Origin of the sequence: Exiguobacterium sp. 17-1, from assembly GCF_023096305.1 — a bacterium.
Lineage (GTDB): Bacteria > Bacillota > Bacilli > Exiguobacteriales > Exiguobacteriaceae > Exiguobacterium_A > Exiguobacterium_A sibiricum_A.
The window spans coordinates 196709-218011 of the sequence record NZ_JALIGJ010000004.1 but is presented as its reverse complement, the minus strand read 5'-3'; the positions used below and the strand labels follow the sequence as shown (position 1 = coordinate 218011).

20 protein-coding genes are annotated in these 21303 nt (G+C 47.2%); 7 read left to right on the top strand and 13 right to left on the bottom strand.

Going from position 1 to position 21303, the window contains the following annotated elements:
* The first annotated feature begins 101 nt into the window (after positions 1-101).
* Positions 102-968 (top strand): sulfite exporter TauE/SafE family protein, encoded by an 867-nt coding sequence (locus tag MUN34_RS12115; protein WP_247857911.1) that lies wholly within the window; start codon positions 102-104, stop codon positions 966-968.
* On the opposite strand, the gene MUN34_RS12110 is transcribed toward MUN34_RS12115, so the two are convergent.
* Positions 965-1822, bottom strand: a complete 858-nt coding sequence (locus MUN34_RS12110; RefSeq protein WP_247857910.1) for a YihY/virulence factor BrkB family protein — start codon at positions 1820-1822, stop codon at positions 965-967. The two genes, MUN34_RS12115 and MUN34_RS12110, sit on opposite strands and share 4 nt — an antisense overlap.
* A gap of 185 nt (positions 1823-2007) precedes the next feature.
* Between MUN34_RS12110 and MUN34_RS12105 the strand changes: the two genes are divergently transcribed.
* Entirely contained in the window at positions 2008-3108 is a 1101-nt protein-coding gene (locus tag MUN34_RS12105) for a nitric oxide synthase oxygenase (protein ID WP_247857909.1), read from the top strand.
* Positions 3105-3569, top strand: coding sequence for an NUDIX hydrolase (locus MUN34_RS12100; protein WP_028107063.1), 465 nt, complete (start codon positions 3105-3107; stop codon positions 3567-3569). The genes MUN34_RS12105 and MUN34_RS12100 overlap by 4 nt, the downstream gene beginning before the upstream one ends.
* A gap of 261 nt (positions 3570-3830) precedes the next feature.
* On the opposite strand, the gene MUN34_RS12095 is transcribed toward MUN34_RS12100, so the two are convergent.
* From MUN34_RS12095 to MUN34_RS12070, 6 genes are all read right to left on the bottom strand, one after another.
* A complete protein-coding gene (locus MUN34_RS12095; RefSeq protein WP_247857908.1) occupies positions 3831-4610 on the bottom strand; it encodes a GNAT family N-acetyltransferase in 780 nt (259 codons plus the stop codon).
* 104 nt (positions 4611-4714) lie between these two features.
* Positions 4715-6103: a branched-chain amino acid transporter BcaP gene (gene bcaP / locus MUN34_RS12090; protein ID WP_282104387.1), complete on the bottom strand. Its 1389-nt coding sequence runs from the start codon at positions 6101-6103 to the stop codon at positions 4715-4717.
* A 224-nt stretch (positions 6104-6327) separates the two neighbouring features.
* Entirely contained in the window at positions 6328-8133 is a 1806-nt protein-coding gene (locus MUN34_RS12085; protein ID WP_247857907.1) for a mechanosensitive ion channel, read from the bottom strand.
* Positions 8134-8339: 206 nt separating this feature from the next.
* The gene (locus MUN34_RS12080) at positions 8340-10211 is read right to left on the bottom strand and encodes an ABC transporter ATP-binding protein (protein ID WP_282104386.1); all 1872 of its coding nucleotides are present in this window, start codon (positions 10209-10211) and stop codon (positions 8340-8342) included.
* Positions 10208-11932, bottom strand: coding sequence for an ABC transporter ATP-binding protein (locus MUN34_RS12075; protein ID WP_247857906.1), 1725 nt, complete (start codon positions 11930-11932; stop codon positions 10208-10210). Before MUN34_RS12075 ends, MUN34_RS12080 begins: the two co-directional genes overlap by 4 nt.
* Positions 11925-12413 (bottom strand): MarR family winged helix-turn-helix transcriptional regulator, encoded by a 489-nt coding sequence (locus tag MUN34_RS12070; RefSeq protein ID WP_026829413.1) that lies wholly within the window; start codon positions 12411-12413, stop codon positions 11925-11927. Before MUN34_RS12070 ends, MUN34_RS12075 begins: the two co-directional genes overlap by 8 nt.
* 197 nt (positions 12414-12610) lie before the next feature.
* Between MUN34_RS12070 and MUN34_RS12065 the strand changes: the two genes are divergently transcribed.
* Positions 12611-12952: an ASCH domain-containing protein gene (locus tag MUN34_RS12065; protein ID WP_247857905.1), complete on the top strand. Its 342-nt coding sequence runs from the start codon at positions 12611-12613 to the stop codon at positions 12950-12952.
* Positions 12936-13598 (top strand): class I SAM-dependent methyltransferase, encoded by a 663-nt coding sequence (locus MUN34_RS12060; RefSeq protein WP_247857904.1) that lies wholly within the window; start codon positions 12936-12938, stop codon positions 13596-13598. Before MUN34_RS12065 ends, MUN34_RS12060 begins: the two co-directional genes overlap by 17 nt.
* A gap of 48 nt (positions 13599-13646) precedes the next feature.
* Here MUN34_RS12060 and MUN34_RS12055 read toward each other — a convergent pair whose 3' ends face one another.
* Entirely contained in the window at positions 13647-14516 is an 870-nt protein-coding gene (locus MUN34_RS12055) for a cation diffusion facilitator family transporter (protein WP_214766345.1), read from the bottom strand.
* Between the two features lie 300 nt (positions 14517-14816).
* Here MUN34_RS12055 and MUN34_RS12050 point away from each other — a divergent pair, with 300 nt between their 5' ends.
* Complete coding sequence (locus tag MUN34_RS12050; RefSeq protein ID WP_026829418.1) at positions 14817-15140, top strand: thioredoxin family protein; 324 nt, start codon at positions 14817-14819, stop codon at positions 15138-15140.
* A gap of 43 nt (positions 15141-15183) precedes the next feature.
* Here the strand turns inward: MUN34_RS12050 and MUN34_RS12045 are convergent, their stop codons facing one another.
* From MUN34_RS12045 to MUN34_RS12035, 3 genes are all read right to left on the bottom strand, one after another.
* Positions 15184-15483, bottom strand: coding sequence for an excalibur calcium-binding domain-containing protein (locus MUN34_RS12045; RefSeq protein WP_026829419.1), 300 nt, complete (start codon positions 15481-15483; stop codon positions 15184-15186).
* Between the two features lie 179 nt (positions 15484-15662).
* A complete protein-coding gene (locus tag MUN34_RS12040) occupies positions 15663-15845 on the bottom strand; it encodes a hypothetical protein (protein WP_026829420.1) in 183 nt (60 codons plus the stop codon).
* A complete protein-coding gene (locus MUN34_RS12035) occupies positions 15838-16782 on the bottom strand; it encodes a tetratricopeptide repeat protein (protein ID WP_026829421.1) in 945 nt (314 codons plus the stop codon). The genes MUN34_RS12040 and MUN34_RS12035 overlap by 8 nt, the downstream gene beginning before the upstream one ends.
* A gap of 89 nt (positions 16783-16871) precedes the next feature.
* On the opposite strand from MUN34_RS12035, the gene MUN34_RS12030 reads away from it, so the two are divergent.
* Entirely contained in the window at positions 16872-18143 is a 1272-nt protein-coding gene (locus tag MUN34_RS12030) for a M20/M25/M40 family metallo-hydrolase (RefSeq protein WP_247857903.1), read from the top strand.
* Between the two features lie 80 nt (positions 18144-18223).
* Here MUN34_RS12030 and MUN34_RS12025 read toward each other — a convergent pair whose 3' ends face one another.
* A complete protein-coding gene (locus MUN34_RS12025; protein ID WP_247857902.1) occupies positions 18224-18697 on the bottom strand; it encodes a hypothetical protein in 474 nt (157 codons plus the stop codon).
* A gap of 157 nt (positions 18698-18854) precedes the next feature.
* A complete protein-coding gene (locus tag MUN34_RS12020) occupies positions 18855-21248 on the bottom strand; it encodes a carbohydrate binding domain-containing protein (RefSeq protein WP_247857901.1) in 2394 nt (797 codons plus the stop codon).
* Positions 21249-21303: the final 55 nt, after the last annotated feature.

Below are 21303 nucleotides of genomic sequence, written 5' to 3'. Positions count from 1 at the left end.
CTATTTTTCTGATCGTTAATATCAGTATAATTCATTTTTCTAATGAATAGCTTTTCCATTACAGTCGGAAGTAGCCATTACGCTAGAAAGAAGGGTTTATTTTGACGATTGGATTATTTGTTTTACTTGGTGCCGTCATCGGTATCTTATCCGGATTTTTCGGAATTGGTGGTGGTATCATTTTGACACCCCTGTTATTGATTCTTGGTTATGCCCCCAGCACGGCGATTGTTTTAAGCCTGTTGTTAACACTTGCTTCTACGATGACAGGAACCGTTTCACATCTCCGGCTCAAAAATGTTCATCTGCGCGACGCCTTGACGGTCGGGATTTCCGGGATCATTGGCTCGGCCGTCATCACGCCGGTCATCTTTTGGATGGAACAGCATACTGGCGCAGATGCCGTCATTTCCGGTCTGTACATCGTATTGCTGGTTTGGTTCGCCATTCAGTTTTTAAAACCGGCTAAACGCACTGAAAGTGAACATCACGTACTCGATGCTCCCCTTTTGAAATTAGTTCTGATTGGTTTTGCTGCCGGGATTTTATCCTCATTGATGGGTGTCAGCGGTGGATTTTTACTGACACCGCTTTTGATTGGATGGGTCGGTTTCCCGCTCAAACAAGCGATTGGAACGAGTATCGCTTCTGCGACACTGATTGTGCTCGGTGGGGTCACCAGTTATTTTGTTTCAGGTACAGACGCCCCGCTTTATCTCGGTGGTGCTTTGATCATCGGTGCTTTCATTGGCTCTCCGATTGGCGCCTCGTTCCTCAATCTGTTTGACAATGCGTTTGTTCGAAAAAATCTGGGCCGTTTTTATGCCGTCGTCGCCCTGAGCGTCATCACAAAAGTATTCGGTTTTCCGACTCTCTCTTTGATTCTTTTAGGCGTATTCACGTTCAGCCTACTCGGAATGTTTCTTTATCGAAAACTGATTCAACGTCAAACAAAAGACTGCCCTTAACGGACAGTCTCCTGTTTGATTTTTTCAGGTTTTAAGACCTTCGCTTCTTTCTTTTGACGCATCCGTTCAGCGTTCATCAAGCCACCGAGCATCAGGACGACCGACGACAGATAAAACCATGTCATCAAAACGATAATTCCGGCCAACTGCCCATACAGGCGGTCGTAACTACCGAATTCCGCGTAGTAGGAGAAAAATTCCGATACCGCCTGCCAGGCAATCGTCGCAAATAAGGCACCCGGCAAGACTTGACGGACGGTCAGCCGAACACTCGGCAGGACACGGTACAACAGGATAAAGAAGACCAGCAGGAACAGTGATCCGAGTCCCCAACGGAATAAAAACCAGATCCATGAGTAGTTCGTGACGACATCATTGACGATGGCAAAATGCGTAATAAAACGCCGGGTTAATTTTTCGGCAACCGGAACGAGAAGCGACATCGGTAAGATGACCATCATGCCGACCGTAAAACCGAAGTCCTGCAGTAACCCTCTCCAAAACGGCACTTTCCGCGTGACTTCCAGCGCATCGTTCAATGAACGGACCAATGACTGGACCGACATCGAAGCAAGCCAAAAAGCTGCCAGGAAACTGATCGAGGCGAGTTTTAATCCACCATCATCAAAGATTCCGACGACGTTCTTTCGAATCAGATCATACGTTTCGGCTGGAGCAAACGGACGAATCAAATCGAGTACGTCACCCGATGTGAACGGTAAAAAGGAGACTAATCCAACTACAAATAATAAAAATGGAAATAAGGACAACATCAGATAATAGGCGAGTTGAGCCGATTTATCAAAAAAGGCTTCGCCGAAAAAACGGGCAAATACAGGTTTTAATAATGACATAACAATTTCCTCACTTTCAAATAGTTCTTTCCTCTATCCCCCTTTTAGTACATTTTCTAAACTTTTAACGTCTTTTGAACTCATAAGTAAGCGTTTAACGATTATCGATTGGCAGAAAGCTGAAGCAGGCGGTACACTGAAACAAGAACAATCGTCGTGTTGGATAAAAGAAAGGATTCTATGCCGTGCCCACTTTACTTGCCGAAGCCGAACGCTTCTTAACTGACTATATAGAACAATACCCGCAGGACAGTAATCGCCTGCATGAAGTCCGTGAAGAAGTTTCACGGACAGGGACATATGAACAAACGTCCCAAGAGTTAGCATACGGGGCAAAACTCGCCTGGCGTAACAGCAACCGCTGTATTGGCCGCCTCTTTTGGGATCAGCTCCATGTCATCGACGCACGCGATGCTTTAACCATCGAGACAATACGCGATGCTTTATTTGAGCATATCGAGTATGCGACGAATGATGGGCGTGTCCGTTCGACGATCACGATTTTTCACCCGGACCGTGTCCGCGTCTTGAATCATCAGTTGATTCGTTATGCCGGATATGAGACCGCGGAGGGCATCACCGGGGACCCGAACTCAATTATTTTCACTAAACAGTGCCAGTCACTCGGCTGGTCCGGTCAAGGAACTGCATTCGATATCTTACCGTTGTTGATTGAACTCGACGGGCAGGTCAGCCTGCATCCGCTGCCGGACGAGCTGGTGCTTGAAGTCACGATTCAACATCCTGACTATGATTTATTCGGCGAACAAATCGTCAAGTGGTACGCTGTTCCGATGATTTCAGATATGCGGCTCGAAATCGGCGGCATCTCCTATCCGTGTGCGCCGTTTAACGGCTGGTACATGGGAACGGAAATCGGCGCCCGTAATCTAGCGGATACCGATCGTTATGACCTCTTGCCCCTTGTTGCCAGACAACTCGGGCTCAATACGTCACGGGAACGTTCCTTATGGAAAGACCGTGCCCTCGTCGAGTTGAATCTGGCCGTTCTCGATTCGTTTGAACGGGCTGGAGTGACAATCGTCGATCACCATACGGCTGCCAAACAGTTTGCCCGATTCGAAAAAAATGAAGCCGCGTGTGAACGGGATGTCACCGGCGACTGGTCCTGGCTTGTACCGCCGATGAGCGGTGCCGCGACGCACCTGTTCCATAAAGACTTTGATCCGACAATTAAACGGCCTAACTTCTTTCCCGGTATTGCTCCGGTGGAAAAAACAACTGCCCCCACCGGTTGTCCGTTCCATCAGGAGGTCTCCCGATGAATTACGTTAAAACGCTCCGGGATCAAGTCGGACAAACGCCGTTGATCTTGGTCGGTGCCGTAGTGCTTGTCATCAACAATGGGCACATCCTGCTCGAACAACGCAATGAATCGCAGGCGCGGTTTGGACTGCCCGGCGGATTGATGGAATGGGCCGAATCCACGGAAGAAACAGCCCGTCGTGAGCTGTTAGAAGAGACCGGTCTCGTCGCGGAACAGCTGACATTGCTTGGTGTTTATTCCGGAAAAAATTACGTCACGACGCTTGCAAACGGGGATGTCTTTCAAAGCGTAACCCTCGCTTACGTGACAACTGAAACGTCCGGTACGTTACGGATCAGCGAGGAAAGTTTTGCGTTGACGTACTTCCCGTTAACGGAATTACCGGACAACATCGTCGGCTCGCATCGTGTGATGATTGAAGACTACTTACGCCTTCAACATGGAGCAATCACGCCATAACAGGCTTGTTCTTTTTAGTAAACGAAAGCAAAGCAACTTTGGTTTTACATTTTTTAATGATAGGCTAGAAAAAAAACGTAGTTTTCTACAGATTTGAGGCTGCTTTATGATGAACAAAATCATGCTAATCATGCTTGGTGGCACCGGAATCCTGTTTGTGATTTTTGCCATTATCGTCATGATCAGTTTATGGACCTGACAAAAAGCCGTGATGTGTGGCGTTCCCTCCGTGGGACTTCCACACATCATGGCTTTTTTGTATCAGATGGCTTGACTCATGACGAATTGCTTCAATTCCCGCTGCTTCCAACCGGCTTGCCGTAAATCTTCCCACACTTGTTGATTGGTCGACTGCAACTGATAGTGTTTGCCTGCCAACCGGCGTGTCGCTTCGGTCGCAACTCGGGCAACTTCTTCTTCATCCGTCAGAATCGCAAAAATTGATTCATTGGCTGTAGCAATAAAAGCGCCATCCAGTTCATAATAGTGGGCCTCTTTCTGCTTCATGACCGTATGATCCTGTTGCCAAATATATTCGCCCTGCTGTATGTACCGTCGTTCAAAAGCCACTTGATCAATTTCAACAAGCGGTTCGTCCTGTCCCGGTTCTTCTTTTAGAAAATATCCGAGTTCGCTTACAGTGTGGTACCCGAAGCTTTTGTATAAGGCAATCGCCGGCTCATTTCCCTGAATGACTTCAAGCATCAGACAGTCGACGTTCAAGGACTTGGCATAACTGAGTTGTGCTTCATACAAAGCTTTGGCAATTCCAAGTCGCCGGTACTGCGGATCAACCGCCAGTCCGCCGCAGCGCATGACAGATTGCTTTTTGATGTTTTTTAATCCATTGAGCCAAATCGCGACCGGCCGTTCACCGTGGTAAGCGATAAAGGAATGCTCCAGTTGGTTCCAATCCCGTTTTAGAATCCGTTCTTCGAATACTTCGCGTGACAAACCCAGTGGAATTATGTAATCGCTGAAACCTTCCTTCATGACTAAATATGCCGTCTCTGTATCAGGTGCCCGTTTAATATGGATCATCTCGGATCGCCCCTTTCCTTACAACCGTTCGCCTTTTCCGGTGTTCATTCCTGCCAGAAGTAAACAAAAAAGCCATCCAGAAACGGTCCTGGATGGCGTGAATGTTATTGGTGTAATTTCGAGCGTGTTCTTCCATATCCGAAATAGACGAGTAAGCCAATCCCTGTCCAGATGAAGAAAGCAATCCATGTGAAGGTTTGAAGGTTCAACATCAACATGATACAAGCGAGGACCGAAAGAATTGGTAAGAATGGGACCAATGGCACTTTGAATGCACGTTTTAGATCAGGACGTGTTTTCCGTAAGATGACGACGGCAATTGAAATCAGGGCGAATGCTGCGAGTGTCCCGATGTTGATCAATTCTGCCAGTGTACCGAGTGGAACAAATCCAGCAATCAAACCAGCTGTCGTTCCAAGAATCCATGTTGCTTTCACAGGCGTATGTGATTTCTCATTCACGTCTGAGAAGATTTTCGGCAATAATCCGTCACGGCTCATCGCGAACAAGAGACGAACTAGACCAAATGTCATGACGAGGATAACCGTCGTCATACCGACGATCGCACCTAAGTCAACGAAACCTGCGACCCAGTCTTGACCTGCTACTTTTAAGGCTAACGAAACCGGGCTGTCGACCCCTTCAAATTGTTTGAACGGGACGATTCCGACCATGATCGCCGATACGACAACGTATAATACTGTAACGATGGCAAGTGATCCTAAGATTCCAATCGGCAAGTTACGACCCGGATCTTTAACTTCTTCTGCGGCTGACGTAACAGCATCAAAACCGAGGTAGGCGAAGAAGGCAATCGCTGAAGCCTGTAAGACACCACTGATACCGAACGGTGCGAATGGCGTGTAGTTGCCCGGCTCGACATACCAGATGCCGACGACGATGAACAAGACAACGACGGCGACTTTAACAAGAACCATGATATTGTTGACACGTTTTGTTTCTTTAATACCCATTGAGAGCAACAGCGTGATGACCATCAAGATCAAGAACGCCGGTAAGTTGAAGAATGTTTCGCTTCCCGGTACAGCACCTGGTGCTGCCGTTAATGCTGTCGGCAAGCTGATGCCGAATCCGGATAATAATGACTGGAAATAACCGGACCACCCTGTGGCAACGGCACTTGAAGCTAAACCGTATTCCAAGATGAGACACCAACCGATGATCCAAGCCACCAGTTCCCCAATCGTGGCATACGTGTACGTGTAGACACTACCTGAGACGGGAATCATCGATGAAAACTCAGCGTAACAGAGCGCTGCTAATGCACAGACGATAGCAGAAATAATAAAGGCAACCGGTAATGCGGGTCCTGCATACAACGCTCCTGTTCCGGTCAGGACGAAGATCCCCGTCCCGATAATCGCACCAATCCCAAGTAAAACTAAATCAAAGCCTGATAAATGCCGCGCCAGTTTGGAATGGCTTTTTTGATCCATCATCACACTGACATCTTTCTTACGAAGCAAACTCATAAAACACCCTCCGAACTTTCTCTTTTTTCTGAATATTCAAATCATTTTTCTAATTGACCTTTTTATCATAACAAACGATGTCAGCTTTTATAAGCAAAAGTTTCTGTTTTTTTTCACAAATTGGTCAAACCAGCTTTGTTATTTTACTACAATACAAACACGTACATACGCGTTAATGCACTAAAAAAACTCCTCCACCGGCTGGTGAAGGAGTTTTACTGATGTTACGGACGATCATTTGGGTGATCTAAGTTCGGACCACGGTTTGCGTCCGGATCAATCGGATAATCGTCTTGCTGTGCTAAATCATTTTCAGGAAGTGCACCCTTTGGCGTACCATGTGTCGGGTTTACGTTCGTAGAAGATGATGGTTTAGAAGCTTTTGGTGCTTGATCTGGCGTGACATCATCTGCTGCTTTTGACGCTGCACCTTTTGCTGCTTCTTTTAAGCTTGGCTTCGTCGAAGCAGACGGTGTGTTGTTTGACGGCAGGTTCGATGTGTCGATATCTGTATTTTCGGCTTTTTTCTGGAGACGATCGAGGTAACGTGATGCATTATCACGGCCACCTAAACCAAACGCGAGTCCGAAAGCAAGAGCAACAGCACCAAGGATCAAGATGAACGCTGAGTTGACGATTGTAGCGGCAACACCAAGTTGATCAAGTGCCATGAAGACAGCAAGAGCAAGGATGGCATATTTCGCGACGCTTGAAAGAACTTTTAAATCCGAGTTAGCAAACAGGCTGTCCATTGTACGTTTCACCAAGTTGCTGATGATGATACCGATGGCCAAGATGATGATCGCTGTCAAGACGCTTGGAAGGAAAGCAAGAACCGCGCGACCGAGATCGACCATGAAGTTGAGACCAATCAAGTTGAAGGCTTCAACGACGAACAAGACGACGATGACGATTTCAACGAGTGATCCGACGATTGATGATGGTGATGTCGATGCATTGTTTGCATCCCAGTTACCGATTTTCAAGTGGCGTGTTAAGTTGTTAAACCCGAGGCGTGACAAGAGGTCTGCAACGAATTTCTTAACGAAACGACCGACATAAAGACCGACAAGAATCAAGACGATTCCGACGATGATGTTTGGAATCATGCCAAGAACATCATTTAACATGTTGATGGCTGGTCCTGTGATTCCTTTGATATTGAGTTGGTCAAGTGCCGAAATCGTGATCGGGATTAAGATCAAGATGAAGACGACTGTACCTAGGATTGAAGAAAGTGATTTTGTATCTTTTTGTTCGTTTGTACCAATGTTGAAGCGTGAAGCAAATTTGTCTGTACCGACTGCATGCAGGAAGTTCGTGACGATATCGCGAACGATTTTCGCAACGAGGAATCCGACGAAGAAGATCGCTGCTGCAGCAATCAGACGCGGGATGAAACCAAGGAACGACGAGAGTAATTGGCTGAACGGCTCAGAAACACTTTCGATGTTGAGCGCACCAAGTACACCTGGTAGGAACAAAAGTAAAACAAGATAGAAGACGATTTCGCCTGCAATCTTCGGATAGTTTGAAAGATCCGTTTGACCTTGAAGCATTTTGTTCGAACGGACTTTTTCGTTCGACATCAACTTCGTTCCGCCTTTGACGATGACCATGCGGAGTACAACCGCGATGACGTAAGCGAGAAGAAGAATCAGTGCTGCTTTTAGGATATTCGGGATCGCTGCGAGCAATGTGCCCATCGTATCCGCAAGTGGTCCTGCGATGATGTTCAAGTTCAAGATGTTAAAGACTAGGATAAGAACAAATACCATCAAGACCCAGAAAATCACAGTTCCGATGATTTTTTCAGGTGTCCACTTTTTCTTTTGTGGTGGTGTACCTTCTTTTTGTGGTGACAACTTATGAACGACACCCGATTTTTCTAATGCTTTTTGAATGCCGTTTGCGATCAGCTTCGCAATCAGCCATCCGATCAGGAAGACGATAAGTGCTCCTAAAATATTTCCGAGAGTTCCTAGAATCCCGTTGACGTCAAATGACGTCGTGTTCCAAAAGTTGTTCATCCTGCCACACTCCTTCATCTCTAAATAATATATTTCCGACACTTCTTTAATTTCCCCAGCTAAAGGAATTACTAAACCACATTTAACCTGAAAGTGGCAGTTTGTGAATAGTATTTAAAAAAATGGATGATTCTGATTAGAACCATCCATTTTGGAAAAACTATTTATTTTTAGTATTCCGTCGTCATGATTTGACCGCACCTATCTTAAACTACTTCTTTTTCCGAGAACTGACTGTTGTAAAGGTCGGCATAAAAACCGTTTGCTTCGAGCAAGGTTTCGTGCGTTCCCTGTTCGATGACCTGTCCTTGATCCATGACCAAAATCAAATCCGCATCTTTAATCGTCGACAGACGGTGGGCGATGACGAAACTTGTCCGCCCTTCCATCAAGCGTTTCATCGCCTGCTGAATAAAGATTTCCGTCCGCGTATCGACGCTTGACGTTGCTTCATCGAGAATCATGATTGGTGGATCGGCGAGGACCGCTCGGGCAATCGTCAACAATTGCTTTTGTCCCTGTGAAATATTCGATGCTTCTTCGTTTAACACGGTATCGTAGCCGTCTGGCAATGTCCGGATAAAGTGATCCGCATGGGCTGTTTTCGCGGCTTCGACGATTTCATCTTCCGTCGCACCGGTCTTTCCGTAAGCAAGATTGTCACGAATCGTACCGTTAAAGAGCCACGTATCTTGCAACACCATCCCGAATGTCGTCCGCAAATCCTCGCGTGACATCTTCCGGGTATCGATGCCGTCAATCCGGATGACACCACGATTCAATTCGTAAAAGCGCATCAATAAATTAATCAACGTCGTTTTCCCGGCACCGGTCGGACCAACGATTGCCACCGTTTGCCCCGGTTCGACGTCGATGTTCATGTCTTCAATCAACAACTGTTCGTCGTAACCGAAGTCGACATGCTCGAAAGCAACCGCTCCGTCGGCTTTCGTCAGTTGATGAGTCGTCACTTCCTTGACTTCCTCTTCTTCATCCAACAGTTCAAAGACCCGTTCGGCAGCAGCAACCGTCGACTGGACGATGTTCGCAATGTTCGCCGTCTGGGTGATCGGTTGCGTGAACTGACGTGTATAGGTGATGAACGCTTGAATGTCCCCGATCGAGATGCTGCGCTGGGTGACGAGAATTCCGCCGACGACACTGATCAGGACATAACTGATATTTCCGATGAACATCATCATCGGCATGATGATCCCGGAGATGAACTGGGCTTTTCGTCCCGCTTCATATAACTCTTCATTAACCGCATCAAATTGTTCGACCGCTCTGCGTTCATGACCAAATGCTTTGACGACCGGATGACCGGTATACATCTCTTCAACATGACCGTTCAGTTGTCCGAGCGTCCGTTGTTGATCGGCAAAGTATTTTTGCGACCGTTTCAGAATCGGACGAATCGCGAAAATCGAGATCGGTAACGAGACGAGTGAGATCAATGTTAGCAACGGACTGATCGTCAGCATCATGATTAAAATCCCGACAATCGTCACGATCGATGTGATGAACGAGGTCACACTTTGTTGCAACGTACTGCCGATCGTATCGATGTCATTCGTGACCCGACTGAGCGTCTCCCCGTTCGGACGACCGTCATAATACTTGAGTGGTAACCGCTCGAGCTTCTGATTTACATCTTCGCGTAAATCATAGACGGTTTTTTGCGCAATCCCAGACATCAGATACTGTTGCAGGTAACTGAACAGACTGCTGATGACATACAGTCCGGCGAGTAACAGCAAAATCTGTCCGATTTTCGTAAAGTCGATTTCTGCTCCCGGTACCCCCTGGAACTTGGCGTATGCTCCTTCAAACAGTTCCGTGATCGCCGTTCCCATGATTTTTGGTCCGGCAATCATAAAGATCGTACTGAGAATGGCTGCGACAAAGACAGCTATGAGAGCGTTTCGACGCGGTTTCAGATAACCGAGCAAACGCCGGAATGTCGCTTTGAAGTTTTTTGGTTTTTCGCCCATCATCATCATGTTCCCGCCGCCGGGACCACCACCCGGTCCACCTGGAGGACCACCGGCAGGACGTTTTGTTGTACTTGTACTCATGCGATCTCCTCCTCTGACAGTTGGGATTTGACGATTTCCTGATAGACGTCGTTTGTTTCATACAGTTCGTCATGCGTTCCGATCCCGGCAATTTTACCTTCTTCGAGGACAATGATCTGATCGGCATCCATGACCGTGCTGACACGCTGGGCGACGATCAGGACGGTTGCATCCTCGGTTTCCTGCTTCAAGGCTTTCCGTAACGTTGCATCGGTTTTAAAATCGAGAGCGGAGAAGCTGTCGTCAAAGACATAGATGTCCGGTTTACGGACAAGCGCCCGGGCAATCGACAATCGTTGTTTTTGACCACCGGAAACGTTTGATCCGCCTTGTTCAATCATTGATTCATACTGCTTTGGCATCCGTTCAATAAAATCTGTTGCCTGAGCGACACGCGCCGCATGTTTGATTTCCTCGTCCGTTGCGTCCTCTTTCCCGAAGCGGATATTATCCGCGATCGTTCCTGTGAACAATAACGCTTTTTGCGGGACAAAACCGATTTTCGAACGTAATTCTTCCTGCGGGACAGCTTGGCTGTCAACACCGTTGACTTGGATGCTACCGTCCGTCACATCATAAAATCGCGGAATCAGATTAACGAGCGTTGATTTTCCGGAACCCGTTCCGCCAATGACGGCCGTGATTTCACCCGGTCGGGCGGTAAAGCTGATATCTGATAAGACCGGTGCCTCTGCTCCCGGATAACTGAATGTCACCCGGTCAAAGACAAGGGTCCCGCGTTCGCGGTCAGCGGATGCTGTTCCGGCATCGACCATCGTCGGTTCCATCTCGAGCACTTCATTAATCCGTTTCGCCGAGACCGCTGCCCGGGGAATCATGACGAACATGACGGACGCCATGACGAGGGCAAACATGATCTGCATGACGTATTGAATGAAGGCCATCAAGTCTCCGATTTGCATCCCGCCGTTGTTGATCCGGATGCCACCGAACCAAATGACACCGACGACCGTCAAGTTCATCACGAGCATCATGACCGGCATCAAAAAGGCCATGATTTTATTGACCTTGATCGAGACATCCGTTAAATCAGCGTTCGCTTTTGTTAAACGGACCTTTTCCTGCGATTCCCGGTTGAAAGCGCGGATGACACGAATCCCGGTCAGGTTTTCCCGTAAGACGAGATTCAAGCGGTCAAGCCGTTTTTGGACTTGCCCAAACAACGGGACCCCTTTCCAGAGAATCAACAGAATCGAGACGACCAAGACCGGCATCGCGGCAACGATGACGAGTGACAGTTTGGCATCTTTCGAGACAGCCATGATCAGTCCACCGACAAACATGATTGGCGCACTGACGACCATCCGAAGCATCATGATAACGACCTGCTGGACTTGCGTGATATCGTTTGTCGTCCGTGTAATCAACGAGGCCGTTCCGACCTGATCAAACTCCTGTAACGTAAACCGTTCGACATGGTTAAAGACTTTTCGGCGGATGTCGCGTCCGAGTCCCATCGCGGCTTTTGAGGAGTAGTAACTGGCAGCAATCGCCGCAAGTGCCCCAAGCCCCGTAATCCCAAGCATGACCGCGCCGATTTTCCAAATGTACGCTGTATCCCCTGTTACGACCCCTTTATCAATGATGTCCGCCATCAAGGTCGGTAAGTATAAATCCGACATCGACTGGGCGAAGACCAGAATCAAGACAGCAAAGACGGCCCATTTATAGGTCGTCAGATTTTTGAGTAACTTAATCATCTGTACAGCCTCCGTTTCCTGGTGACAAAATCTCCTTTAATCCTTCCGCAATTTGCGCGTGCGTCTGCAACATCTGTTCAAAGACGGCAGGATCGATTTGATCGAGAACCTGTTCGAGCCGTTGTTGCATCCCGGCTTCCTGTTGTTTGATTGTCTCGACGAACTGCCGACCGTGATCACTCAAACGTAAGACGACTTCCCGCCGGTTGTCCGGATTCGTTTCCCGGATCACCCAGCCCGATTGAACAAGTCCTTCAATCGATTGACTGAGGGTGCTTTTCGGTAAATGCGTATGCGCGGCAAGGTCCTTTTGCGTAATCGGACTTCTTGGCGCAATCGTCATCAAGCTGTGAAATTGCGGTAAACTGAGTCCATTTTCCTGCGCTGTCTGATGCGCTGCCCGGACAAGATGGCGTTGTACATTCCAAAACGACTGCATCATGGCCGTTGAACGAACCGGCTCCCGTTGCTCTGTTTCCATTCTTCCACCTCCGTGTTCCATTTCGAATCGTTCCATATCGAACGATTATCTATGTAAACTAAATTACGCTCATTTATCTCAAATGTCAACGCAGAAACAATGTGAAAATGCACATATTTGCAACGAGGATATGATTCATCTCACGTATAATGAAAGAAACGTACAATTAAAGGATTCATTAAAAAGGAGAACTTACTTTGTTACATCAAATGGGGTTATATCAGGAACCTTTTCAATCCATCGTTTCCGGAAGAAAAGTGGTCGAAATTCGCTTGAACGACCAAAAGCGCCAAGCGATTCAAGTGGCGGATCAAATCGAATTCACGAACCTGTCAACGAATGAACAAGTGATTGTCCAAGTCACTGCACGCCAATCATTCAAAAATTTTCGAGAACTGTACGAACAGATTCCACTCGAACAAATCGATTGTGTCGGTTGGTCCATGGATGAGTTATTAAACGCAACCTATGCCATTTACTCAAGCGAATCCGAAAAACAATTCGGGGCACTGGCTTTAACGATTGAACGGAATTTCTAAGCGGAAGGAGCGGATCACCATCATTGCAACCATTAAACGTTTCATTGATCAGCAATATGCACATCCTACAGGACGGTTTGGCACATACATCGGGGAAAAAATGGTCAGGCAACACCAACCTGAAACGGAATGGACAATTAATTTGTTGGCAGTTCAAAAAGAGGACAGCATCTTGGAATTAGGTTGCGGCGCAGGTTATGCCATCAAACGACTTGTCCATCAAACAGACGCAAAACAGATTACCGGTATCGATTCTTCTTCTGCCATGCTGCGTTCGGTACAAAAAAGAAACAACGTGGCGATCCAATCCAATCGGGTCAAGGTACTGTATGGAGATTTAAATCAATTGGCGTTTCAAAATGAACAGTTCGATAAGGTATTTACGATACATACACTCTATTTTTGGGAAAACATCTCCGGTACCTTAACAGCTCTCTATCATGCATTAAAGCCAGGCGGTCATTTTGTTATCACCTTTTGTGATGGTAAGAATGATGTCATTTGGACCGGCGTGAGAGATCTAGTCCAAGACGAACTCCTTCCTGCAGCAAGAAAACACGGATTTTCCGATATCTCATTCATTGAAGGTCCTGTTTCAAGGCAATTCCGTAACGTTGCAGTGATGGGCTATAAACCTTTCCATTAAATAAAAAAAGGAACGGTCGTCAGATGACGATCGTTCCTTTTATCTGCTTCACTCCGGCTCAACATGGACATGAATATCGTAGACACCATATTCATCCGTCAGCGTATCTTCGACTTTCGTCGCAATATCATGTGCTTGGTTGACGTTTAATTGCGAGTTGACGAGAATCACGACATCCACGACTTCATTATTCCCATAATTCCGTCCCTTGATCGACTTGATTCCTTTGACACCCTCTAAATCAAAAATCACATCTTCATACATCTTCAGCTTCTGTTCATCAAATCCATCCGACAATTCATGGGACGCTTCCGAGAAAATATCCCAAGCCGTTTTACAGATCAAGAATCCGACGATGATCGCTGTTGCGATATCAAGCCACGGCATCCCGAACTGGGACCCAATAATCCCGATCGTCGTCCCGATACTGACCCAGGCATCGGATAAGTTGTCTTTCGCAGCCGCCATGACGGCCTTGCTGTCAATTTTCCGTGATAGGTTCCGGTTGTAACGATAAACGAAATACATCACGATGGCGGAACCAATCCCGACGTAAGCCGCGACGATATCCGGCGACTCCTGCTTTCCTTCGAACAACGTCGAAACCGTATCGATCAAGACCTGTAGTCCAACTGCCATCATAATGAAGGAAGCGACCATCGAGGCAATCGTCTCACTTTTCCAGTGTCCGTATTTATGATTATCATCTGCCGGACGTCTTGAGATTCGTAATCCGATCAAAACCGCAATTGAGGCGATGATATCCGTCGTATTGTTTAAACCGTCTGCCCGTAACGCCGCTGAATCCGCCGTGTAGCCGACAATCAATTTGATGACCGATAAGACAATATAGGCAATGATGCTGATCATGGCACCACGCTCACCAAGCTTTAAATTATCATATTTTTGTTGATCCATTTTTGTCGCCCCCACTCGCTCTGTCGATTAGCAAACCTCATCGTAACAGGTCGAAATCAAGTGGGTCTATAGAAATCATTTTGCTTAAAACTAGTTAATTAACAAAAGACCAATAGTGTTTCCTCAAGGCAAATCATATTTTATTGTGGATTGATGCTTCTTGTGCAATTTGCGCATACTTTTGCTATTTTCTTCTACAACACTTTTGCAGAACATGGCTACCCTTCAATCATAATCCGTGCATCTTGCGCCTGGAATCAGTAGACTAAAGATATACACCAACAACAGGGGGACTAACACATGAGTAACTACATTAAGAGTGAAGATACATTCAAAGAATTAATCGCAAGCGACACACCGGTCATCATCAAGTTCGAAGCCGACTGGTGCCCAGACTGCAAACGGATGGACTATTTCATGCCGGATGTCGAATCACAATTCAGCGAACTGCCGATCTATACGATCGACAAAGATGAATTCCCGGAAATCGCATCAGACAACGTCGTCATGGGCATTCCAAGCTTACTCGTCTTCCAAAACAACGAGAAACTCGGTCACTTGCACAGTGCCAACGCAAAAACACCGGAAGAAGTAACGGACTTCCTCAAGAAAAACTTCAACTAAACGCGCGAAGACCCACTTTCCAAATTGGAAGTGGGTCTTTTTTTTAACGTTCGCAGGCGATGCCGTCTTTGTCACGGTCACTTTTTGTATTGAGGTTATACGTCGCTAAGCTGACGTGTGCAGCATACTGTGTCTTTTTATAAATGGCTTTTCCGTTTTTATCGTAACCGGTCCGGTTTTTAAGCCCCTTTTTCTTCGCGACGCCACCTTTGTATTTATCATGCATCTCTGTACAGTTTTTGAAGGCCTTCGCTTTAGTCGCGGCGTGGCTTTCTGCTGATGTCACACTGATCAACGAGAGACTCAGTACACCGGTCATGATGATTTTTACTGCCTTGTTCATGTCAATTCCTCCTCAATTTTAAAATTCCAAATTTTAGTGATAATTTGATTATAGAGGATTTTTTTAGAATGTGTTTTGACTTTTTGATTTTTACAGGGATGATTTGTCAGAAAGTTTTTATGAACTCAAAAAAAAGATCCATCGCTTCGCGACAGACCTCTCTTGAATATAAGATTGAATTATCGTGTTCCTGCCAAATACATGACGACAAACATCAAGATTAACGGGGATACCAAGAGGACCAAAAGCGTCAACCACAACCCTAATGCAAAAGCACCCGAGTCGCGTAATCGAATCGTCTTCCGGGACTTTGCTTTTCGTTCTCCGCTTTTTTCCTCACGTTCACTGACTGGACTAAACATCGCTTCTCTCCTTTTGAATCGGATGAATGAAATCATCTGCCCGGCAAAGAATTGTCACCGACCAGTTCGGGTGAATCCGAAATCCTTGGACAGGACGTGAAGAATCAAGAGAAGAAATAGATGTCGATTCAATCAAATTCAACGTAACAAACTGATCACGAATTCTCCGGATTATCTGACGCATATAGTTGTAAGAAATCCTTTGTCCCCCTAATTCAGACAAGGCATCCTGTAAAACCGGATACGGTTGAAATGATTTTTGATTCAGTAACACGAGGGTCAAGAACATATGTAGGTTTAATGATTCAGCTGGTTTTCCGAACACCTGCAATGTTTTCCCATCATCCGAACTTCGGAGTAACAGCTCTCCTTTATCCGGACGGATGTCGTAAAACTGTTCTTCATTGATAATCGTTTCATGGCCTGCCGTGATTTTCCGATAATACAAACGGTCTAACATATTTTCTTCCTGGACAAGCATTTCAGCCCGGTAGCGTTCAATGCGTTCCTGGTCTATCTCTCCTTCGATCCGAAGTTCCAAGTCCTCTAACTCACGCAAGGCCTCCCGTGTAATCGCCATTCCGCAATTAACGAGAAAGGTATTCGCTAAAATTAACTGTGTCTCACTCAAGACATCGGTCTCCGTTCCGTCAAGCGCCGTCTTAAAATGATAAACTGCCAGTTCGTACTGGTGCTCACGATAAAGAAGATATCCCAGTCGATAATTGGCGATTGGATGATTCTTTTCTATACGTAGTGCCTGTAACAACCACTTCTTTGCTTGAACAAAATCCGGTTTTTCCGACAGCTTAAAAAACTCGGCTTGCCGAATAAAATGGTTAAGTCTCATCTTACGTTGGAATTCCATCTCTTCAACTGTCCTTCTCGGAAATCTGTGTCCAGGCCGTTTTTCTTTGAGATGTTCGGATTGTTCCATGCTTTTCCTCCTATTTTTGACGTGTGACAGCCTGTCACAGCTCCCTTGCTACACTGAAAACAACTTATCCAACAAGGAGCTGTTTTTATATGACAAACGCAACGATTCTGTTAGCACGACATGGTCTGAGCCGGGACGATCAATTCAATAAAACACACGTCGCTTGTTTGACTGACTCCATTTTACAATATCCGGTAGTAGACTGGAACGACCGCCGGCTGATGGAGTGGATTCAGCAGGTCCCTTTCAAAGACTTACCCGGTCGTGAAGCGATACTTGATCCCTCGACGAATGACTTACCTTATCAATCCTTTGATCCGTATATCCGGGGAATCGTCCGTTGGCTGAACGCTCTCGACATCGCGACGTTGTCTTGTTGTGACGGCCATGGTCGGGGGCGGGCATCAGTTGTGTTGAAACAAGCCCCGTCGCTTGAGCAGTGGCAACTTCTTCAGCTTGCCCTGCCCTATCAGATGACGATGGGATTAACGCAACTGACGTTACATCTTGACTACCGGAAAAGCGGATTTCCTTCTTTATTGTTGTTGGCTGAACGTCTTTACCGGTTGACCGAAGACCGGACTTATCTCGAAACCTTACGACTCGAACAATTTAAGCACCGTTTGTTGACATGGCTCGATATCCCGGGCGTCAGCAAACGGGAGCGATTGGTCGCGATGTGTCTTCGTAATGAATTGAAATCAAAGACCGACTTTTTGTATACCGATAAACGGGGAAATGTATTGGCAACCATCCAGTGTGGCGTCGGTCCGACCGTGCTGTTGTCCGCTCATATGGATACGGTCGAACTGATCGAGGAAGGTCGGGTCATTCTAGAGGACGGGACGACCCTCCGAAGTTCCAGCGGCATCCTTGGAGCTGATGATCGTGCCGGGATCACGACCATTCTGGAAGTACTTGACCGCGTCCGGAACACGAACTTCTCCGGTACGCTGAAACTCGCCTTCACAGTACAAGAAGAGATCGGTTGTCGGGGTGCCGTGGGCATCGATCCCGCTTTTCTCAAGGATGTGGATGCCGCCATCGTCGTCGACCGCCGCGGAACACGGGAGATTGTCACGGCCTGCCGAAATCAAATACCGTTCTGCACACAAGAGTTTGGTCAGCTATTCGAGGAAGCCGGTCGTCTCGTCGGGATGCCGGACTGGCAGACGACGACAAATGGTGGATCAAGCGACACGAACGTATTTGCCGGCTTCGGAATTCCTTCCGTCAATCTGTCGGTCGGCTATAGACACGAACATACGGAGCACGAAACGGTCGACTACGCCGCGACGTTCGAGACTGTTGCTTTGATTGAATCGGTTTTCCACCATCAGCTCATTCCGATTCGTTCTTAAATTTCATACACCTCTTCGACACGAAAAGCGCGCCAAGGCGCGCTGTCCGAAGAAAACGATGGATTAGGCAAATCCGCTTGTCAGTACCTCAATCGCTTCGCCTCTAGTCTTTTGTATCGGACGCTTACGCCAATCGCCAGCAAGATGTAAGCAAACCCAGCAAACAGTGCAAACTGTCCATATAAGACGTCAAACCAGGCATTGAACCCAAACAGCGGGACCGCAAACAGATAATAAAACGGATATTGAATAGCTGATACGATATCAAACCAAAGTTCCCCTAACCAGTAGCGCTCAAAAAACGTGACTAAATAGACAATAATGCCGGCTAATAACCCGAGACGCAGGTAATTGAAGACAAACAAGATTGTCTTTTCTTCGCGGACCAGTATCACAGAACCGATTAAAAAGATCAGCCAAACGATGGATGCTGCGATTTGCAGCAGACCAATCGAACCGTCCGGATAAAGACTCGCCGGCCAGGCATTGATGCCGATCGCTGCAGACAAAAGTACGACAAATAAAGCGATATACTGTTTCGTCGAACGAACCATGATGGTGTTCCTCCTCTAAAATTACATGGTATATCCTTTCTCCAAATTGGATTTAAATTCCTTTTTTACATAAAAACAAAAACGTCCAGAATTCTCTTCCCCTTCAACAAGCGAGGAAGTTATTCTGGACGTTTTGTATAAAGCAATTTAATTCGTGTTATTTCACTTCCAGTTTTACATCATCAATCGTTACGTCATGGGCCGCAAACGGAGAACCGGCTGCTTTCCCAAGCAGGAATTTCAGTCCGACTGTATCGTCTTGACCGAGCGTAAAGTCAAACTGATACGTTTTCGCTTCCGTTCCGAGTTCAACGATTTGACTGAAGTAACGTGTGTACGCTGCATTTTCGACAGTGACTTCGAGTGGTCGTGCGACCGTCGACGATGCCTTAAACGTCAACTGATACGTCTGCCCTTTGACGAGCTGCAAGTTACCTTGCTCCAACAGAACGCTCCATGGTTCCTGTCCTTCTGATGCGATGGCGAGTTTCGCGGCGTCATTGACCGTTGAAACGACCGCTTGCGCGTCATAATGGACGTATGAACTCCAGAAGTTCAGTCCGTCCGTGAACGAACCATTTTTGAGCGGTGACCGATCGACTTCGATCGGTGTGACATCCATCAATTCGACGTCATCGAGTGTCACTTCACCTTTCGCCGTTCCGAAGTTGAACTGGAGTAAACTATTTAAATCTGTCGCTTTCGTCATCGTAAATGGTACTTCGACTGTCGTTGCGGATTTCGTCAACGGCACGTCACGCGTCGGCAGATAAGAAACCGTTCCGTCCGCATTCGTCAACTTGACTTGCAGTTGTTTGATCCGTTCGGCTTTCGTTTTAAAACGTAAGATATACTGATGGTTTTCCTGCAGTTGGACACCACGTTGCGTCAGCGTCGCCGGTTGTCCCTTTTTCATCTGTGCCTTGGTTTTGAATATAAAGTCACGTGTCACCGGGTCGACCGATCCGGTTCCTTTTGTCTGACCGGCATCAAACTGCCAGTATGTCAGGCGGTCCATTGCGCCCTGGTCAAACGTGCCGTTGTAAATCTGATTGCCGTCCGGTAATGCCGGTTTTGTTGCGGTTTCATCAATTTCACCGCGTGGCACTTGTTCGACGCGGACGTTACCAATTTTGACCCCTGCTTTAGCCAGACCGAGGTTGAACTCAAGTCGTGCCGCAAGATCCGTTTCTGCTGCCATATCGAATGTGAACGTATGGCGTTTGACGGTTGGTGTCAAATCGATGACTTCTTCATTCGAGTACTTCGTGTAGCCGCGTTCTGCCCCGCCACCGACTTTCGCGACGATTGCCCGTGCTTGTTCACTGCTGGCGTCAAAGCTGACTTCATACCGTCCGCCTTGGGCGAGCGAAATCTTTTGAATCAACTGGTGGGCATAGTTTTGAGCACCCGGTTGGTCGATCGTGACACTCGCAAAGCGGGTTCCGTCCTGCTCCGTCACGTTAACCGATCCTTTGCCGCCAAAGTCCGGTAACGTCACGTAGTTCCAGTACGTCGGATCAAGGACTTGCGCGCCGTCTGTGATCGTCTTAATTGCTTTTTCGTACGCTTGGTCATAGACGAGGTTGCCGTCTACTAAAGGTTGTTTTGCCCCATCCGGTAACGTCGCGTCTTCATAAACCGGCTCGACCGGTTCGCGGTAGTCACGGTTCTTCAGATCATAGACGCGGACATAATCAACTTCCATCTCGCCCGGGAACTTCGTTGTCGCATCGACTTCGCCGTCAAACCAGCCGCCGACCGCGAGGTTCATCACGAGATAAAAGTTTTGGTCGAACGGTGCCGGATAACTGTAGTTGGTTGCTGTGCTTTTACCTTTGCTGTACCAGTCGTTTTGCGTTTGATAGAGGTTGCCGTCGACATACCAGCGGAGTTCGCCCGGCTCCCACTCGACGGCATACGTATGCCATTGGTCAATCCGTTCGCCGTCCGGGAAGTTGTAGTCCTTACCGGTGTATTTATTGTTCGGCCAGTTCTCGCCGTAGTGAATCGTTCCGGCAACTTTGTCCGGCTGACTACCCCATGCTTCCATGACGTCGATTTCACCGGACGATGCCCAGGCACCGTACTTGTCCTGTTCCGGCAACATCCAAAATGCCGGCCATAATCCTTTGCCGGTCGGCAGTTTCGCTTTGATTTCATAACGTCCGTATGTCTTGCTGAATAAGCCTTTGGTTTTCAGTTTTGCTGATGTATAGTCGTACGTTCCGAGGGCATCCGTTGTTTTTTCTTCTTTTGCCCGGATGACGAGTTTGCCGTCCCGGATAAAGGAATTATCTTTTTTCGTCGTATAGTATTGTTTTTCATTATTGCCCCAACCCGGAGTGATAGCGCTCCCATTTTGATCCACAACCCAGTTTCCGATATCATAGGTCCACTTCGTCCGGTCAAGCTGTTGTTTCGTGAATTCATCGGACCAGACCATCTTCCATTTCGTCTTGTCTTTTTTGTCCGTCTTCTCAGCATGACCGGTCCCGGCATAGGACAGGACAAGTCCCGTTCCGAGGGCAATTGCGAGCCACTTCTTCATCTGTAATTCCTCCTTGTTAATGAAAAAACAGGCAAGACGATCAATTCGACCTTGC

Excerpts from the sequence above, each read along its gene's own strand:
- MUN34_RS12110 (WP_247857910.1), bottom strand. The coding sequence starts at position 1,822 with ATGTCATTATTAAAACCTGTATTTGCCCGTTTTTTCGGCGAAGCCTTT.
- MUN34_RS12100 (WP_028107063.1), top strand. The coding sequence starts at position 3,105 with ATGAATTACGTTAAAACGCTCCGGGATCAAGTCGGACAAACGCCGTTG.
- MUN34_RS12095 (WP_247857908.1), bottom strand. The coding sequence starts at position 4,610 with ATGATCCATATTAAACGGGCACCTGATACAGAGACGGCATATTTAGTC.
- bcaP (WP_282104387.1), bottom strand. The coding sequence starts at position 6,103 with ATGAGTTTGCTTCGTAAGAAAGATGTCAGTGTGATGATGGATCAAAAA.
- MUN34_RS12085 (WP_247857907.1), bottom strand. The coding sequence starts at position 8,133 with ATGAACAACTTTTGGAACACGACGTCATTTGACGTCAACGGGATTCTA.
- MUN34_RS12080 (WP_282104386.1), bottom strand. The coding sequence starts at position 10,211 with ATGAGTACAAGTACAACAAAACGTCCTGCCGGTGGTCCTCCAGGTGGA.
- MUN34_RS12075 (WP_247857906.1), bottom strand. The coding sequence starts at position 11,932 with ATGATTAAGTTACTCAAAAATCTGACGACCTATAAATGGGCCGTCTTT.
- MUN34_RS12070 (WP_026829413.1), bottom strand. The coding sequence starts at position 12,413 with ATGGAAACAGAGCAACGGGAGCCGGTTCGTTCAACGGCCATGATGCAG.
- MUN34_RS12055 (WP_214766345.1), bottom strand. The coding sequence starts at position 14,516 with ATGGATCAACAAAAATATGATAATTTAAAGCTTGGTGAGCGTGGTGCC.
- MUN34_RS12050 (WP_026829418.1), top strand. The coding sequence starts at position 14,817 with ATGAGTAACTACATTAAGAGTGAAGATACATTCAAAGAATTAATCGCA.
- MUN34_RS12045 (WP_026829419.1), bottom strand. The coding sequence starts at position 15,483 with ATGAACAAGGCAGTAAAAATCATCATGACCGGTGTACTGAGTCTCTCG.
- MUN34_RS12040 (WP_026829420.1), bottom strand. The coding sequence starts at position 15,845 with ATGTTTAGTCCAGTCAGTGAACGTGAGGAAAAAAGCGGAGAACGAAAA.
- MUN34_RS12035 (WP_026829421.1), bottom strand. The coding sequence starts at position 16,782 with ATGGAACAATCCGAACATCTCAAAGAAAAACGGCCTGGACACAGATTT.
- MUN34_RS12030 (WP_247857903.1), top strand. The coding sequence starts at position 16,872 with ATGACAAACGCAACGATTCTGTTAGCACGACATGGTCTGAGCCGGGAC.
- MUN34_RS12025 (WP_247857902.1), bottom strand. The coding sequence starts at position 18,697 with ATGGTTCGTTCGACGAAACAGTATATCGCTTTATTTGTCGTACTTTTG.
- MUN34_RS12020 (WP_247857901.1), bottom strand. The coding sequence starts at position 21,248 with ATGAAGAAGTGGCTCGCAATTGCCCTCGGAACGGGACTTGTCCTGTCC.